Source organism: Kushneria aurantia DSM 21353, assembly GCF_000382245.1.
Taxonomy (GTDB): Bacteria; Pseudomonadota; Gammaproteobacteria; order Pseudomonadales; family Halomonadaceae; genus Kushneria; species Kushneria aurantia.
Genome location: NZ_KB907890.1, coordinates 1 through 15,458 on the forward strand (window position 1 = coordinate 1; position 15,458 = coordinate 15,458).

General features: G+C 61.4%; 16 protein-coding genes and 5 pseudogenes. 11 read left to right on the forward strand and 10 right to left on the reverse strand.

From position 1 onward, the window contains the following. Positions 1-166, forward strand: a pseudogene (locus H146_RS22210) (IS3 family transposase); the annotation flags it as partial. A gap of 18 nt (positions 167-184) precedes the next feature. Here H146_RS22210 and H146_RS20880 read toward each other — a convergent pair. The 3 genes and pseudogenes from H146_RS20880 to H146_RS20045 form a co-directional block, all read right to left on the reverse strand. Beyond that, a pseudogene (locus H146_RS20880) lies at positions 185-502 on the reverse strand (transposase); the annotation flags it as partial. Positions 503-630: 128 nt separating this feature from the next. Continuing rightward, positions 631-1,368, reverse strand: a complete 738-nt coding sequence (locus H146_RS21935) for a GIY-YIG nuclease family protein (protein WP_019952829.1) — start codon at positions 1,366-1,368, stop codon at positions 631-633. 8 nt (positions 1,369-1,376) lie between these two features. Beyond that, positions 1,377-1,709: an HNH endonuclease gene (locus H146_RS20045; RefSeq protein ID WP_019952830.1), complete on the reverse strand. Its 333-nt coding sequence runs from the start codon at positions 1,707-1,709 to the stop codon at positions 1,377-1,379. A gap of 44 nt (positions 1,710-1,753) precedes the next feature. Between H146_RS20045 and H146_RS20050 the strand changes: the two are divergent. Beyond that, positions 1,754-2,959: pseudogene (locus tag H146_RS20050) on the forward strand (IS256 family transposase). Here the strand turns inward: H146_RS20050 and H146_RS19635 are convergent. Next, the gene (locus H146_RS19635) at positions 2,954-3,433 is read right to left on the reverse strand and encodes a hypothetical protein (protein WP_156826856.1); all 480 of its coding nucleotides are present in this window, start codon (positions 3,431-3,433) and stop codon (positions 2,954-2,956) included. The pseudogene H146_RS20050 and the gene H146_RS19635 sit on opposite strands and share 6 nt — an antisense overlap. Before the next feature lie 164 nt (positions 3,434-3,597). After that, positions 3,598-4,776, reverse strand: a complete 1,179-nt coding sequence (locus tag H146_RS0115660) for an MFS transporter (RefSeq protein WP_019952834.1) — start codon at positions 4,774-4,776, stop codon at positions 3,598-3,600. Between the two features lie 88 nt (positions 4,777-4,864). On the opposite strand from H146_RS0115660, the gene H146_RS0115665 reads away from it, so the two are divergent. From H146_RS0115665 to trkA (H146_RS21500), 8 genes and pseudogenes are all read left to right on the forward strand, one after another. Further along, positions 4,865-5,827: a LysR substrate-binding domain-containing protein gene (locus tag H146_RS0115665; RefSeq protein WP_019952835.1), complete on the forward strand. Its 963-nt coding sequence runs from the start codon at positions 4,865-4,867 to the stop codon at positions 5,825-5,827. 33 nt (positions 5,828-5,860) lie between these two features. Beyond that, the gene (locus H146_RS0115670; RefSeq protein WP_019952836.1) at positions 5,861-6,553 is read left to right on the forward strand and encodes a nicotinamidase; all 693 of its coding nucleotides are present in this window, start codon (positions 5,861-5,863) and stop codon (positions 6,551-6,553) included. Positions 6,554-6,557: 4 nt separating this feature from the next. Beyond that, positions 6,558-6,764, forward strand: coding sequence for a dodecin (locus H146_RS0115675; protein ID WP_019952837.1), 207 nt, complete (start codon positions 6,558-6,560; stop codon positions 6,762-6,764). A gap of 184 nt (positions 6,765-6,948) precedes the next feature. Further along, a complete protein-coding gene (gene trkA / locus H146_RS0115680; protein WP_019952838.1) occupies positions 6,949-8,322 on the forward strand; it encodes a Trk system potassium transporter TrkA in 1,374 nt (457 codons plus the stop codon). Positions 8,323-8,482: 160 nt separating this feature from the next. Beyond that, positions 8,483-9,061, forward strand: coding sequence for a TetR/AcrR family transcriptional regulator (locus tag H146_RS0115685; RefSeq protein ID WP_019952839.1), 579 nt, complete (start codon positions 8,483-8,485; stop codon positions 9,059-9,061). An 81-nt stretch (positions 9,062-9,142) separates the two neighbouring features. Then, on the forward strand, positions 9,143-10,312 hold the full coding sequence (locus tag H146_RS0115690) for an MFS transporter (protein WP_026352044.1): 1,170 nt from the start codon (positions 9,143-9,145) through the stop codon (positions 10,310-10,312). Positions 10,313-10,389: 77 nt separating this feature from the next. Beyond that, positions 10,390-10,662 (forward strand): annotated as a pseudogene (locus H146_RS21940) (SDR family NAD(P)-dependent oxidoreductase); the annotation flags it as partial. Between the two features lie 57 nt (positions 10,663-10,719). Next, positions 10,720-10,860: pseudogene (gene trkA, locus H146_RS21500) on the forward strand (Trk system potassium transporter TrkA); the annotation flags it as partial. Positions 10,861-10,868: 8 nt separating this feature from the next. On the opposite strand, the gene H146_RS0115700 reads toward trkA (H146_RS21500), so the two are convergent. Further along, complete coding sequence (locus tag H146_RS0115700; RefSeq protein ID WP_019952842.1) at positions 10,869-11,159, reverse strand: helix-turn-helix domain-containing protein; 291 nt, start codon at positions 11,157-11,159, stop codon at positions 10,869-10,871. Then, positions 11,152-11,577 carry a transcriptional regulator gene (locus H146_RS0115705; RefSeq protein ID WP_245558766.1) on the reverse strand — a complete coding sequence of 142 codons (426 nt, stop codon included), beginning with the start codon at positions 11,575-11,577 and terminating at the stop codon, positions 11,152-11,154. Before H146_RS0115705 ends, H146_RS0115700 begins: the two co-directional genes overlap by 8 nt. Positions 11,578-11,625: 48 nt before the next feature. On the opposite strand from H146_RS0115705, the gene H146_RS0115710 reads away from it, so the two are divergent. Continuing rightward, a complete protein-coding gene (locus tag H146_RS0115710; protein ID WP_156826857.1) occupies positions 11,626-12,840 on the forward strand; it encodes a TraB/GumN family protein in 1,215 nt (404 codons plus the stop codon). A gap of 33 nt (positions 12,841-12,873) precedes the next feature. Here H146_RS0115710 and H146_RS0115715 read toward each other — a convergent pair whose 3' ends face one another. The 3 genes from H146_RS0115715 to H146_RS0115725 form a co-directional block, all read right to left on the reverse strand. Beyond that, positions 12,874-13,584: a tRNA-uridine aminocarboxypropyltransferase gene (locus H146_RS0115715; RefSeq protein ID WP_019952845.1), complete on the reverse strand. Its 711-nt coding sequence runs from the start codon at positions 13,582-13,584 to the stop codon at positions 12,874-12,876. After that, positions 13,581-14,522: a bile acid:sodium symporter family protein gene (locus H146_RS0115720; protein ID WP_019952846.1), complete on the reverse strand. Its 942-nt coding sequence runs from the start codon at positions 14,520-14,522 to the stop codon at positions 13,581-13,583. The genes H146_RS0115715 and H146_RS0115720 overlap by 4 nt, the downstream gene beginning before the upstream one ends. A 132-nt stretch (positions 14,523-14,654) precedes the next feature. Next, positions 14,655-15,383, reverse strand: coding sequence for an SIR2 family NAD-dependent protein deacylase (locus H146_RS0115725; RefSeq protein WP_019952847.1), 729 nt, complete (start codon positions 15,381-15,383; stop codon positions 14,655-14,657). Positions 15,384-15,458: the final 75 nt, after the last annotated feature.

The window sequence follows — 15,458 nt, forward strand, 5'->3', positions numbered from 1 at the left end:
ATGGATACCGGAGATCGGTTATTCGTGCTTTGTCTCGGCGAAGCGGTCAATCACGGATTATCTGATCGGCTATTACAGTGCTCTCCGGCCCCACAAGCATAATGATGGGCTGCCGCCCAATGTGGCTGAGCAGCTCTATTGGAAGACTCAAAAGACAGTGGCCTAAATCACTTGACCACTACAGGATATTCATATGCTTGAGCTTGCCGCTGATCTGTTCGGGAGACAAGCGCTGACGCAGCATGTGCTGAATCAAGGCGAATCGAGGGCTGCCTGGAAGCAGTTTGCTCATGGGCCGACAACCGTCTCGACGGTCATGACGGTGCTGTTGCGCATGTGACGCGCGATACCGTCCATCGGACGACCCTTTGCGCCGTATCTCTCGACTGATCGTCGCCGGAAACCGTTCAAGCAGAGCCGCTACCTTCCTGATGCTCAAGCCTTGTGCGAGGCTGACCTGGATAGTGGCACGTTCTTCGGTGCAGAGTTCAGAATATGACATGGGTACAACACCTTACCGGTTTGATCAGGTGTTGCATTCAGAATTTGCGGCCAAGCAGTGTCTTCGCTACAAGGCTCACGGACACTAGAAACCCGCACACTTGGCGGGTCGTAAAGCGTTTTTACGGTTTAGGTGAACCGTATGGCGTCGCTCGATAGCACCTCTACCATGGCCGTATCTCCAAGGCTATAAGCCTGCTGGAACAGCTTTGCAAGCTCTGAGCGTCCATATATCCGTGGTGCGCCTGTGGACTGAGCTTTCCTACTTATGTAGCCGAGAACGGCTTCTGGTAAGTCCTTCACATAGATTTCAACCGTGTCTTTGTGGTCACCGAACAAGTCTGTGGCTTCCTTGGGGACGTTGACGAACCCCTGCTCGTAGTAGGTGGTGCCAAGCTTCAAGGTGAAGGTGCCAGTGGGCGCGGGGAAATCCGGTGCCTGCAGATCGGCTTCTTCCTGCTCCTGAGCGACCTCTTTTGGTGGCTTACCGTTCCATGGAGGGTCGAGGGTCTTGATAATGCTGTCCTCAAGGCCACTTGCTAGGTTCAGGTGGAACGAGCCGTAATGCATGAGGCCGTTGTCAGGTAGAACGTAGATATCTACTTCCTCACCAGCTTGAAGGCAAGCAAGGATGTTGGCGTTGTTCTTGGTGTTGGTGGGCTGTCTACCGTGGGGGTTCCGGTAGCCATAGAAACGGCGTGAAAGCGTTGTGGTGGTCTTTCCTACGTATCGAACCTCACCGTCGACGACGAAGACATACAGAACGTTAGAGTCTTTGTAGAAGCGGTCGAGCTTGAAAGCAATGCGGTTGTCTTCAAGGAACCAGTGACCAGCGTGCTCGAAGCCGACTTTCAGAAGTCTGTCCATGGACTACCTCACTGAATCGAGCCAAGGGCTCTCAGGTGGTTTCTCAAGCCTTCCACGCTCTGTGCTGGCCGTGTCCTATGGATCATGGCGTGACAGTTAGCACAGACCGGCACAAGGTCGTTTACGGGGTCTATCTGATACTCTTCTCCAATCTCAGAGATAGGCACGATGTGGTGAACGTGAATATACTCTTTGCCAAGACCGCCATAGAAGCGTGTGAAGTCGAATTCGCATACCTTGCACTGGTAGCCATGCTTCTCAAGGCATTTGGCTCTGGCCTTGCCATTACGCTCAAATTGGTTCACCAGCACCGATTTCGAGGCACCCTCGGTAGTGTTCATAATTCTGTGTCATTTCTTTAAACTGGGCCAAAAAGAGATGACTCATGACCCAACCTACATTCGATATGGATGCCGCCCTTCAAGCCCTGCGTGAGGGCAAGGATCTCACCGGCAAAGAGGGCATCCTGACGCCGTTGATCAAGCAACTCACCGAAGCCGCCATGCAAGGTGAGCTGGACGCCCACCTGGCCTCGGAGGACGCGCCTAATCGCAAAAACGGCTCCAGTCGCAAAACCATGCAAGGACCGACAGGCAGCTTTGAGCTAGACGCACCGAGAGACCGGGCTGGCTCCTTTGACCCTCAGATCGTCAAGAAACACCAGACCCACCTCACCGACGAGCTGGAGCGTAAAATCATCGCCTTGTTCGCACTCGGTAACAGCTATCAGGACATCCGCACGCACATTGCCGATTTGTATGGCATTTCGCTCTCAAACGGCACCCTCAATGCGGTCACCGACAAGCTGCTACCGGAGCTGCAAGCGTGGCGTGAGCGTGACCTGGAGGCCATTTATCCGATTGTCTGGCTCGACGCCATACACTACAAAATCAAGGAGAATGGTCGCTATGTCAGCAAGGCGGTCTATACCCTCCTTGGCCTGAATATTGAGGGCAAGAAAGAGCTGCTCGGCCTCTACCTCTCCGACCAGGAAGGTGCTCACCACTGGCTCGGCGTCCTCACCGATCTCTACAATCGAGGCGTCAAGGACATCCTGATTGCCTGTGTCGACGGTCTGAAGGGCTTTCCCGAGGCTATCGAGTAGATCTATCCCGACACCGAGATCCAGCACTGTGTCATTCACCAGATCCGGAACTCGCTGAAGTACGTGGCCTCAAAAAACCACAAGGTCTTTATGGCCGACCTGAAAGCCGTCTACAAGGCGGCCACGCTCAATGCCGCCGAGATGGCACTTGATGACCTGGAAGCGAAATGGGGCGATAAATACCCCATGGTTATCAAGTCTTGGCGAGACAAGTGGCCCACTCTCTCGGCCTACTTCAAATACCCGGATTACGTCCGCAAGGCGATTTACACCACCAATGCGGTGGAGGCCGTGCACCGCCAGTTCCGCAAGCTCACCAAGACCAAGGGCGGCTTTGCCAATGAGAACAGCTTACTCAAGCTGCTCTATGCCGGTATACTCAAAGCGTCCGAGCGCTGGACGCATCCCGTGCAGAACTGGAACTTGACGCTGTCACAGATGGCTATTCATTTCCCAGGACGCTTGGAACAGCACCTCAGCCTATGAGGTAGTTGGCTGACACAGAGTTTTGAACACCCTCGCACCCTCGAAATAAACCTCATTGCTTTCAATTTCTTCGGCTACGAGCTTTGGTTCTTTTTTCTTATCGACCGCATACCACTCCCTCTCTATTTTCTCCAACTGCATATCATTGAGTTCAGCAATGAAACCGCCAATCTTTGCTGGACCTTCTTCACCGTCTCGCTCCTGTTCTACGTATTCCATAACAAAGGTTTTGAGTGTATAGCCTTTATCCTCGATCAGTTTGATATGCTCAATCGCCTGTCCATAGCCACTCTGTTTGCGTCCTTTATCAGACTTCTGCCAATCTTCGCTGAGTAATAGGCTCATATCAGTATCAACTTTATCGTTCCACACACCGAATATGACGAATCTTTCATTGTGATTCACAAACGACCAACTCCACAACCAGTTCGCACAGGTTGCGCCGTGACTTTCGATGAATTGTTTACGGTTCATAGCCAGTCCCCTTGAATACCAAATCAGCTTGGCCGCAGATTCTGAGTGCAACACCCCACCCGGTAAGGTGTTGTACCCATGTCCTGTTCTGAACTGTGTGCCAAAGTACGTGCTCCCCCCCAGGTCAGCTTCGAGCAGGGCCTGAGCATCAGGCCCGAACCACCTCAACAGGCGGCGGTTTTCTTGTTCGCTCCGGCCGCGCGGTCTGCCCTCAAGGCCATCCACACCCCGATAAGTGCCAGCACCGACATCACCGCACCGGCCAGCGGCACCGCCTGATAACCCAGCCCGGCGGCGATCACTGCACCACCCAGTGCTGCGCCGATGGCGTTGCTCAGATTGAAGGCGCCGATATTGACCGCCGAGGCAAGGTTGGGCGCATCGCCAGCCGCGCCAATCACGCGCACCTGCAAGGGCGGCACGATAGCGAAGCTCGCCACGCCCCACAGAAAGATCAGCCCTGCCGTCGGTACCCGATAGGGGGCCAGCAGGGCAAAGGCGATCAGCACCAGCGTCAGGCCGGCAAGGGTGACCATCAGGGTACGGTCGACCGAGCGGTCCGCAAATCGGCCCCCCAGAGTGTTGCCCAGCATCAGGCCGAGTCCATAGATGACCAGCATGGCAGCGACAAAACCAACCGAAGCACCGGTCTCGACCTGCAATAGCGGTACGATGTAGGTGTAAACGGTGAACATCGCGCTTGCCCCCAGGGCGGTAAGGGTGAGCGCCACCAGCACCGGGCCGCGCGCCAGCACCCGCAGCTCTGCCAGCGCACCTTCGCTGGCCGGCGCCGGGCGGTCCGGCAGGGTCAGGCGCAGTGCCGCCATGGTGACAAGCCCCAGTGCGGTAAAACCCCAGAAAGGCAGGCGCCAGCCGAACTGTTCGCCCAGCCATGTCGCCAGCGGCACGCCCGCCACCGTGGCCAGCGTCAGCCCGCTGAACATCGCCGCTACCGCACTCGCCCCACGCCCCGGCACCACCACGCTGGCGGCCACTACTGCACCGACGCCGAAAAAGGCGCCGTGATTGAGCGACGTGACGATCCTCGCCACCATCAGCATGGCGTAACTCTGCGAAAGCGCCGCCAACAGATTGCCCAGGGTGAAAATGGCGGCGAGTCCGATCAGCAGAGTGCGCCTTTTCATATTCCCGGTGGTCAGCGTCATCAGCGGCGCCCCTGCCATCACACCGATGGCGTAGGCACTGATCAGCAGTCCGGCGGTGGGAATCGAGACGCCGAGATCGCCGGCGATCAAAGGCAGCATCCCCATGGGTGAAAATTCGCTGATACCGATACCGAAGGCGCCGATGGCAAGCGCCATCAAGGGAGGATTGAGGGTCATGACGTCTTTTCCCGGATGAGTGTTTGGGGCAAAGATAAAGGCCTCTTTTCACTATCGGTAGCCGGCAACAAGGCAAGGGAGTTTTAACATGAACGCAAAGACGCTCTCGCCGAGTGATCGCACCCGTGCGCTGGAAGTCTTTCTGGCGGTCGCCGCAGCGGGCAGTTTTTCGGCTGCCGGGCGGCAGTTGGGCATCAGCCCTTCGGCGGTCAGCCGCACGGTGGATCGCATCGAGCAGCGCCTCGGGGTGCGACTGCTGCTGCGCACCACCCGCGCGCTGACGCTGACGGCGGAGGGCCAGGCCTATCTGCATGCGGCGCGGCGCATCATTACCGACCTCGACGACGCCGAGCAGGCGATCGCCGATCTGGGCGCACCGCGCGGTCGGCTACGGATCAGCGCCGCCCAGTCGCACGGGCGACTGTGCGTGGTACCGCTGCTGAAAGCATTCACCGCACGCTATCCGCATATCCTGGTCGATATCAGCCTGAGCGATGCGATAGTGGATATCGCCGCCGGCCAGACGGATGTCGCCATCCGCTTCGGCCCCCTCCCCGACAGCTCGCTCAACGCCCGCCGGCTGGGCGACAATCGTCGCGTCATCGTCGCCTCCCCCGACTATCTCGCCCGCCATGGCACACCGCGTGTTCCGGAAGATCTGCACGAACACAACTGCCTTAATTTCAACTTCCGCCGCGCCGAGCCGGTCTGGCCCTTTTGCAGGGCGGGGCAGGAGTACGCCATGAGCGTGCGCGGCAGCGTCGAGGCCAACAATGGCGAAACCCTGGGCCAGCTCGCCACCGCCGGGGTGGGCATTACGCGCGTGGGCGCCTTCAGTGTGGCCGCCGAAATCGCCGACGGTCGTCTGGTCACACTGCTGGAGGCGTATAACCCCGGCGACAAGGAGGAGATCAATGCGGTTTTCGTCGGCGGCGCCCACACCCCCGCTCGCGTGCGCGTCTTCGTCGATTTCATGATCGACAGGCTGCGCCAGGCGCCCGAAAAGGGGGGCCGACTTGCCAGAAGCGCGGCCAACTCCAATACTGATTGACCTGTGTTGCCACTATCCGGAGCGCCGCTCGCCATGCCGCTCAACGATGACACCACCCATGCTGACCAGCGCGCCCTGCTGGTGGTCGATCTGCAGCCCGATTTCATGCCGGGTGGACCACTGGCCTGTGAGCGCGGCGACGAGATCGTCGACGCCATTGGCGCGCTGATCAACGACAGCCGCTTCGGCCGCGTCGTGGCCAGCCAGGACTGGCATCCGCCGGGGCATATCTCCTTCGCCGGCAGCCACGCCGAGCGCGCGCCGTTCGACACGCTGGAGCTCTACGGCGAGCCCCATACCCTGTGGCCGGATCACTGCGTGCGCGGCACGCCCGGCGCCGCTCTCGACCCGCGCGTCGACTGGTCGCGGGCCGATCTGATCCTGCGCAAGGGCAGCGACCCGCGCATCGACAGTTACAGCGTCTTTCGCGACAACCTCGGCCCCGACGGCCAGCGCCCCGCCACCGGGTTGGCCGGCTGGCTGCGCGAACGCGGTGTGCGCGAGGTCTATCTGTGCGGTCTGGCGCGCGAGGTGTGCGTGCTGTGGAGCGCCGAGGACGCCGCCGCTGCAGGGTTCGATACCTTCTTTCTGTGGCCGCTGACGCGACCGGTAACGTCGGCTTCCGATGTGGCCACGCGCCAGCGGCTTGGCGAACGGGGCATTCATATTGTCGATGCCCCCGACATGGCAGTCCTGCAGGATAGGCAGGACTCACACAAGGAGTGACTACATGAGCGACCACGTCTACAAGTCTGTCGAACTGACCGGCTCCTCCGAAACCAGTATCGAGGATGCCGTACAGAAAGCCCTCTCCAGGGCAAGCGACACCATCAAGAACATGCAGTGGTTTCAGGTGACCGAAACCCGCGGTCACATCGTCGACGGCCAGGTGGGCCACTGGCAGGTGAGCGTCAAGGTGGGCTTCACCCTCGAATGATCCTCCCGAGGCGCCGCCCGGCGGCGCTTCGCGCTGTTCCCCTCCCCTCGCCCGGCTATTCCACGGGCCTTCCCCTTGTCGTCGATTGGTGCCACCATCCTCGCCACCACGGGCAGCGACAACCAGCGCGCAGCAACAAGGTTTCCCGCGCTCGCAGCGCTCATCACCCCAGCGGACGATTGGCATGAAGATCATCATTCTGGGTGCCGGCCAGGTCGGCGGTACTCTGGCGGAACACCTGGCTCACGAGGACAACGACATCACGGTCGTGGATGTGGACGGCTCGCGCCTGCGCGATCTGAGCACGCGACTCGACCTGCGCACCGTGCAGGGGCACTGCGCCTATCCTGCCACCCTGCGCGAGGCGGGCGGCGACGACGCCGACATGCTGATTGCGGTGACCAACTCCGACGAAGTCAACATGATCGCCTGCCAGGTGGCCCATACGCTGTTCAGCACCCCGACCCGCATCGCCCGGGTGCGCGCCTCCCAGTATCTGACCCGCAAGGGGCTGTTTTCGCAGGATGCCATTCCGGTCGACGTATTGATCAGCCCCGAGCAGGTGGTGACCAACCACATTCGCCGCCTGATCGAGTACCCCGGTGCCCTGCAGGTACTCGACTTCGCCGGCGGTCTGGCGCAGTTGGTGGCGGTCAAGGCCTATTACGGCGGGCCGCTGGTAGGTCAGGAGCTGGGGTTTCTGCGCCGCCATATGCCCAACGTCGACACCCGGGTGGCCGCCATCTACCGCCGCAATCGGCCCATCATGCCGCGCGGCGACACCGTCATCGAGGCCGACGACGAGGTTTTTTTCATCGCCGCACGCAAGGACATTCGTACCGTGATGGGCGAGCTGCGGCGCATCGACCGCGGTTTTCGACGGGTGATGATCGGTGGCGGCGGCAACATCGGCGAGCGGCTGGCGGAGACACTGGAGCACGACTACCAGGTCAAGATTCTTGAGCAGAACCTGGAGCGCTGTACCCACCTCTCGGAGCATCTCGACCGCACCGTGGTGCTGCACGGCAGCGCCACCAGCAAGCGGCTGCTGCTGGAAGAAAACATCGAGGAGTGCGATATCTTCTGCGCCCTGACCAACGACGACGAGGTCAATGTGATGTCGTCGATGCTGGCCAAGCGGCTGGGCGCCAAGAAGGTGCTGACCCTGATCAACAACCCCGCCTATGTCGACCTGGTGCAGGGCGGCGAGATCGATATCGCCATCTCGCCGCAGCAGGCCACCATCGGCAGCCTGCTGACCCATGTGCGCCGTGGCGATATCGTCAACGTACACTCGCTGCGCCGTGGTGCCGCCGAAGCGATCGAGGCGATCGCCCACGGCGACTCGCGCTCCTCACGGGTAGTGGGCCACACCATCGGCGAGATCAAGTGGCCCGAGGGAGTCAGCGTGGGCGCCATCGTGCGCGGCCGCGAGGTGCTGATGGCCCACGGCGACATTACCATTCAGACCGATGACCACGTGATTCTGTTCGTGGTCGACAAGCGCCGCCTCAAGGACGTGGAGCGGCTTTTCCAGGTAGGGCTGAGCTTTTTCTGAACTCTACCGGCCGCCCATGAGGGTGCCACACAAAGGCCGGATGGATGATCAGAACGGCGTCGGCGACGCCACGGACAGAAGATTGGCACAAGCAATTCTTTACCAATCGATAAAATACTGATCTAATCACGTCCATGAAAGGCGCTGAAGGAGAGCCACCATGAGCGGAAGACCCAAAGAATACGACGATACAGCCGTCATGGACGCCGCAATGGATGTTTTCTGGACGAAAGGTTATGAAGCCAGTTCAACGCAGGAATTGTGTGAGCGTACAGGTCTGGGGCGTGGCAGTTTCTACCATGCCTTTGGCAGTAAGCAGAACCTCTATGAGCAGGCATTACGTCACTACCAGGAGTTGGGGCTCAAGGCGCAGACCGAAATTCTCAATGGCCCCGGTACCGCCAGGGAGCGATTGCAGGCGCTATTGCAGTGGGGCGTGGATGGCGACCTGAACTCCCGGGGCCGCAGCTGCATGGCTCTGTTTTCCGTCATGGAGCGCAGTAATAAAGATCCGGTGATCGAACGGATAAACCGCTCCTATGTCAACAGACTGGAGGCAGTGGTTTGCCATGTCATCGCCGTCGGCCAACGCAATGGAGAGCTTGCCAACGAACAGCCTGCCCTGGAAGTCGCACGCGCATTCCTGGCCAGTTACTACGGGCTGCGCATCCTTGGACAATCCATGCCGGACCGCGCATTCCTGTCCGATGTGCTACAGGGGACAATCGCCAGACTCTAAATGCAGATGCTTGCCGGCCAGTGGGCCGGTTCTTTTCGATCAATTTTGTACTTATAGGTACACTTTAGAGGGGAATTTGCCATGCCATTGGCAGTTTACATGCTGGGGTTGACGATTTTTTCCTTGACCACTTCGGAATTCATGGTTGCCGGCATGATGCCGTCGCTGACACAGGCATTTGACGTGTCGGTGACGCAGATCGGCCACCTCATCTCGCTCTATGCCATTGGCATGGTTATAGGGGGACCGCTGCTCACCTGCGGCCTGCTGACACTGCGCATACCCAACAGGAAGGCGCTGCTATGGCTGCTGGGCTTCTATGCAGTCGCTCAAGCGGTGGCCGCGTCCGCAACCAGCTACGACATCATGGCCATCGCCCGAGTTGCCACGGGCGTGGCCGGTTCAGCGTGCTTTGGCGTATCGTTGGCGATCTGCGCCGAAATTGCAGCTGCCGAATCACGGGGACGCGCCGCGTCCATCGTGATCGGCGGACTGATGCTGGCAACGGTGCTGGGCGTTCCCATTGCCACGGTCATCGACCAGCACTGGGGCTGGCGCGCCAGTTTCTGGCTGGTGGTCGCTCTGAGCGTGCTTTGTGCCACGGCCATCATTTTCCTGGTGCCCTGCTCCAGGGCTTCCGAAACAGTCAGCCCGGCTGTGGAGCTTGCAGAGTTCAGGAACCGGCATCTATGGGCGGCCTATGCCACCAGCGGGCTGATTATTGGCGCGACCTTCGCAGCTTTCAGCTATTTCACCCCGATCCTGACCGAGGTGACCGGCTTCGCTACTGCCTCGATACCCTGGCTGCTGGGAATCTACGGCGCGGCGAATGTCGTGGGCAATATGGTCGTGGGGCGCTATGCGGACAAGCACACCATGCCCATCATGGCGTGGGGCCTGATCGTGCTGGGCGCCGCCCTGGCGGTGTTTGCCCTCTTTGCTCAAAACCAGGCCTTGAGCCTTGCCGCACTGATCGTGATCGGCCTGGTCGGTGTTCCGATGAATCCCGCCATGATCGCCCGCGTCATGAAGACCGCTCACCCGGGCGCGCTGGTCAATACCGTCCATACCTCGGTCATCAACATCGGTCTTGGCCTCGGTACCTGGATCGGCGGCCTGGGCATTTCGGCTGGCCTCGGAATCCGCTCGCCACTGTGGGTCGCTGTTGCCCTGGCGGTTCTCGGCCTGCTCAGCCTGCTGCCCTATCTCGCGCGAAAAACCGCGAACGGCACGCCGTGCGCCGATCAATAGTATTGCTTATGGCCGTCGGTCCATGGCCGACCAGAAGAAACACTCAATTCACAGTCCGGAATTGTTTGACCACCGCAATGAAACCTTTACAGAAGGTTGGTTGCTCTCAAGGTGAGGGAGGTTGCACCTTGCATGACTTTTCAGGGAAGACTGTCCTGATTACCGGGGCTGGTTCCGGAATCGCCCGTAGCGTGGCATTGGCCTTCGGAGCTGCCGGCGCACGTATCATACTGTTGGGTCGGAGAGTCACCGAACTGAAGGAAACGGCAACGCTCATCCCCGGATCGGCTGAGGCCGTCCGTTTCATGCCTGTTGACATTACTGACGAAACTTCCGTGGATAAGTTCTTCAGTTCGGTCAACAGTATAAATGCGGCGCCTCCATCTAGTTACCGGGGTCTTGAAACCATCGTGCGCGGCCGCGAGGTGCTGATGGCCCACGGCGACATTACCATTCAGACCGATGACCACGTGATTCTGTTCGTGGTCGACAAGCGCCGCCTCAAGGACGTGGAGCGGCTTTTCCAGGTAGGGCTGAGCTTTTTCTGACGAAGCACTCAGCCGAGATCGCGCAGCGCCTCGGGGTGTCTGGCAGCCACCCGGAGCAGCGTCAGCGCCGCGCCGGTAGGTGCACGCCGGCCCTGCTCCCACTCCTGCAGGGTGCGCTTGCTCACCCCCAGCAGCTCGGCAAAGGCAAGCTGTGAAAGCCCCATGCGGTGGCGCGCCTGCGCGGCGGTGGAGACCTCCATCCGAGTTACCCGCGCCGCTTCGCCGCGCTTCATCTGGCGCACCGATTCAAGCAGCTTTTCACCCAGCTCCTCTCCGGTCATGGTGTTATCTTCACGCATACTCGATAGACTCCCTGATCGCTTTCAGGATCACGGCCGGAATATCGCCGCGAACCGCTTTGGCGTAAATCACCAACAGCCAGATTTCACCGTTGGCGAGCCGGTTATAATAGATGACCCTTATCTTGCCCATGCCGCGGCGCATCCAGCGTATCTTGCGACAACCGCCGGAGCCGGGCACTACGCTACCTGCCTCGGGATTTTCGGACAAAAAGGCGAAAAACTTACCCCGTTCATCTTCCGACCAGAGGGTTCGCGCATCAGTCTCGAACAGCGGGGTTTCGATAAGAGTATACATGACTCGATAATACGTCCCTGACGTATAAGGGACAAGATTTTCCCGCATCGCAGCTCGCTGAGGCAGCGCTTGCGCCCTTTTGTCTACGGCCGCCGCTTCAGCGATAATCATCTCGAACACGGGCAGCAGAACTCGCCCGCCATCATGACTTCCAGCCCGCGAGTGACCATGAGCGACACATCCCGGGGGCCGCGCGAGGGCCTCGATCTCGGCACCCACCATCTCGAACTGTTGGGCACCGCCCACGTCTCCCGTGAAAGCGCCGATGAGGTGCGTGAACTGATCCGCTCCGGCGAGTTCGACGCCGTGGCTATCGAGCTGTGCGCCTCGCGCTATCAGAGCCTGGTCGAACCGGATGCGATGGCGAAGCTCGATCTCTTCCAGGTGCTCAAGCAGGGCAAGGCCGGCATGGTGGCCGCCAGCCTGGCGCTGGGCGCCTTCCAGCAGCGGGTCGCAGCGCAGTCCGGCATCGAGCCGGGGGCGGAGATGCGCGCCGCAGTGGAAGAGAGTCATCAGGCGCAGCTGCCGCTCTACCTGATCGATCGTGAGCTGGGCGTGACCCTCAAGCGCATCTATCGCAACGTGCCCTGGTACCAGCGTTTCGCGCTGATGTCGGGACTGGTGGGCAGCGTACTGTCGCGTCAGAAGGTCTCCAGCGAGGAGATCGAGCGGCTCAAGGAGGGCGACGTGCTGGAGTCCACCTTCGCCGAGTTCGCCCAGCAGTCGCAGAGCCTCTATGCGCCGCTGATCAGCGAGCGCGACCGCTACATGGCGCTCAAGCTGGTCGAGGCGCTGCCGGAGGGTGGCGCAAGGCGGGTACTGGTGGTGATCGGCGCCGGCCACCTGAAGGGCATGAGCGGCCATCTGCGCGAGTTCAACGAGGCACCGCCAACGCTGCAGGCAGCCCAAAGTGAGCGCGAAACGCTGGAAACCACGGCACCGCCGAGCCGCGTCTGGAAACTGCTGCCGTGGCTGATCGTGGTGCTGATACTGGCCGGCTTCGCGCTGGGCTTCAGCCGCAATACCGAGCTGGGCTGGACACTGGTGCTCGAGTGGGTACTGATCAACGGCGTGCTGTCGGCGCTGGGGGCGCTGATCGCGCTGGCTCATCCGCTGACAGTGGTTACCGCCTTTGTCGCCGCGCCGCTCACCTCGCTCAATCCCACCGTGGGGGTGGGCATGGTGGTCGCAGGTGCAGAGCTCTATCTGCGCCGTCCCACAGTGGGCGATTTCTCCGCCCTGCGCCGCGATGTCAGCCACTGGCGCGGCTGGTGGCGCAACCGGGTGGCGCGCACCCTGCTGGTCTTTCTGTTCGCCACCATCGGCTCCGCCGCCGCCACCTGGATCGCCGGACTGCGCATCGCCGGTCAGCTGTTTGGCTGAGCGGCGCAGCGCACGGTCGCGGAATTTCAGGATTCAGCGCTGCTCTGCCCGTCGCGCCAGCAGTCGCTCGGCGGCGTCGGACAGGCAGGGCGTACCGGCGTCGCGACGGGCGGCGGCATACTGATCGTTGAAAACGGTGAAGTAGTCATCGAGCACTGCCGCCGCCTGGCTGTCACCGATACGCGACAGCAGCTCGGCGGCCACTTCGGCAGTACAGAGGTGCTCGGGGCTGGCCGCTTTGCGCAACCGATAGCGGGTTTGACGCGCGCTGTGCAGGGGCACTACCGGCAGCGCAGCGAGGTAATCACTGCGGCGAAACATGCGTCGTGCCTGGCGCCAGGTGCCGTCGAGCAGAATCAGTACCGGTATGCGCTCGCTTGACGCCACTCGTTGCGGGCCGACCACCCGATGGCGATAGTCGTCATTGTCGTCGGGAAACACCACGAAGGGCTCGAAACGCTCATCGGCAAGCGCCGTCAGCAGCGCCGGGTCGGGTTCGGTACGCGACCACTGAAAGACCCGGGTATGCTCGATGCAGTCGCCGATCAGGCGGCCGGTGTTGGTGGGCTTGTAGTGCTCGATACGGTGGGTGATCAGCCAGATATGGGTGCGGGTCGCCACCCGCACCCGGTAGGCGCAGATACAGTGCAGGCGCGGCATGCGGCACGCCTCGCAGCGGCTGGCAAAGCTGCCCCGCGCCCGAAAGGGGCGCGAAGGCGCCTCGGGATCGTAACCTTCGCTCATGACGCGGTGACATTCTCACGCGTGCCGGTGTGCGCCGCGCGACGTTTCCACCAGGCGGCCAGCAGCGAACCCGAGATGTTGTGCCACACCGAGAAAAGCGCCCCGGGCAGCGCCGCCGCGGCGGGGAAGAAGGTGGTCGCCAGCGACACCGCCAACCCCGAGTTCTGCATGCCGACCTCGATGGACACCGCGCGGCTGTCGCGCTCGTCGAGCCCGAACAGGCGCGCCACCCAGAAGCCGCCGGCCAGTCCGCAGGCGTTGTGCAGCATCACCGCCAGCGCCACCAGCGGTCCCAGACTCGTCAGCCGGTCGGCGTTGAGTGCCACCACGATAGCGATGATCACGACGATGGCGGCCATGGCGACACTCGCCAACGCCGGCTCGATGCGCCGGATAGTGCCGGCGAAGCAATGGTGACAGAGCGACCCCAGGGCGATGGGCGCGATCACCAGTCTGGCGATGCTCCACAGCATGCCGACCACCGGAATCTCGATGCTGGTGCCCAGCCAGGCCCACACCAGCAGTGGCGTCATGGCGACCGACAGCAGCGTCGAGACCAGCGTCATGCTGACCGACAGCGCCACATTGCCACCGGCCAGCCAGGTCATGACGTTGGAGGCAGTGCCACCGGCGGTAGCCCCCACCAGCATCATGCCCACCGTCAGCGCCGACGACAGTCCCAGCAGATGAGAGATGACGAAGGCGGCTGCGGGCATCAGCGCAAACTGCAGCACCAGCCCGATCAGCACCGCCTTCGGCGAGCGCGCCACGGCGGCGAAGTCATGGCGCGACAGCGTCAGCCCCATGGTGAACATGATCAGCGCCAGCAGTGGCTGGATCAGATGGCTCAGCGCGCTGAACGCCTCGGGCATCAGCGCCGCCAGCACGGCAGCGGCGATCGCCCAGAGTGGAAAGAGTCGATTGATGGTTTCGAACATGGGGCTGGCTCTATGCAGAACAGGCGGTAATGACCGCGCGCGGACAGGGTGATCTCAACGGCTGCGAGGGTAACCGAACACGGCTCCCGCCGCGCCTGGCCAAAGGTGTCACGATGGCGCCGACGGGCGCTGTCAGGCGGTGTCGAAATCCACCGCCGCGGGCTTCACCAGCCGGCCCTGCTGGTGCCAGAAATCACACAGATGGCGCACGCCACGCGTGGCACTGCCACAGATGGGCACCACACCGTTGCTGACCAGCGACGCCGCGCCCGGATCGACCAGCACGCGCGGTGCGTCGAGCGGCGCCTCATCGAGCAGCATCGACGCCGGCGTCACCGCCAGCGAGGTGCCGACAATCAGCAGCAGATCGGCTTCGGCGACGATATCGCAGGCGGTGGCGTAGAGCGGCACGTTTTCGCCGAACCACACCACATGCGGGCGCAGCTGCGAGCCGCTGTCGCAGTGATCGCCCATGTCGATGTTCTGGTCGTCATCGAGGCGATAGACCAGCCGAGGGTCGCGGGTCGAGCGCGCCTTGAGCAGTTCGCCGTGCAGATGCAGCACGTCGCGCGAGCCGGCACGCTCGTGCAGGTCGTCGATGTTCTGGGTAATGATGCTGACGCGAAAATCCTGCGCCAGCTCGGCCAGCGCCAGGTGGGCGGCGTTGGGGTTGGCGGCGCGCATCTGAGCACGGCGCTGATTGTAGAACTTCAACACGGTGTGCGGATCGCGGGCCCAGGCTTCCGGGGTCGCGACATCCTCGACCCGGTGGTTCTCCCACAGGCCATCGCCGTCGCGAAAGGTTTTAATACCACTTTCGGCGCTGATTCCGGCGCCGGTCAGCACAACCAGGCGAGACATTGATCACTTCTCTCCGCAGCAGTGGGAAGGCGGCCAAAAGACGCCGCCCTGTTCAGGATTTCATTCACTCAATGT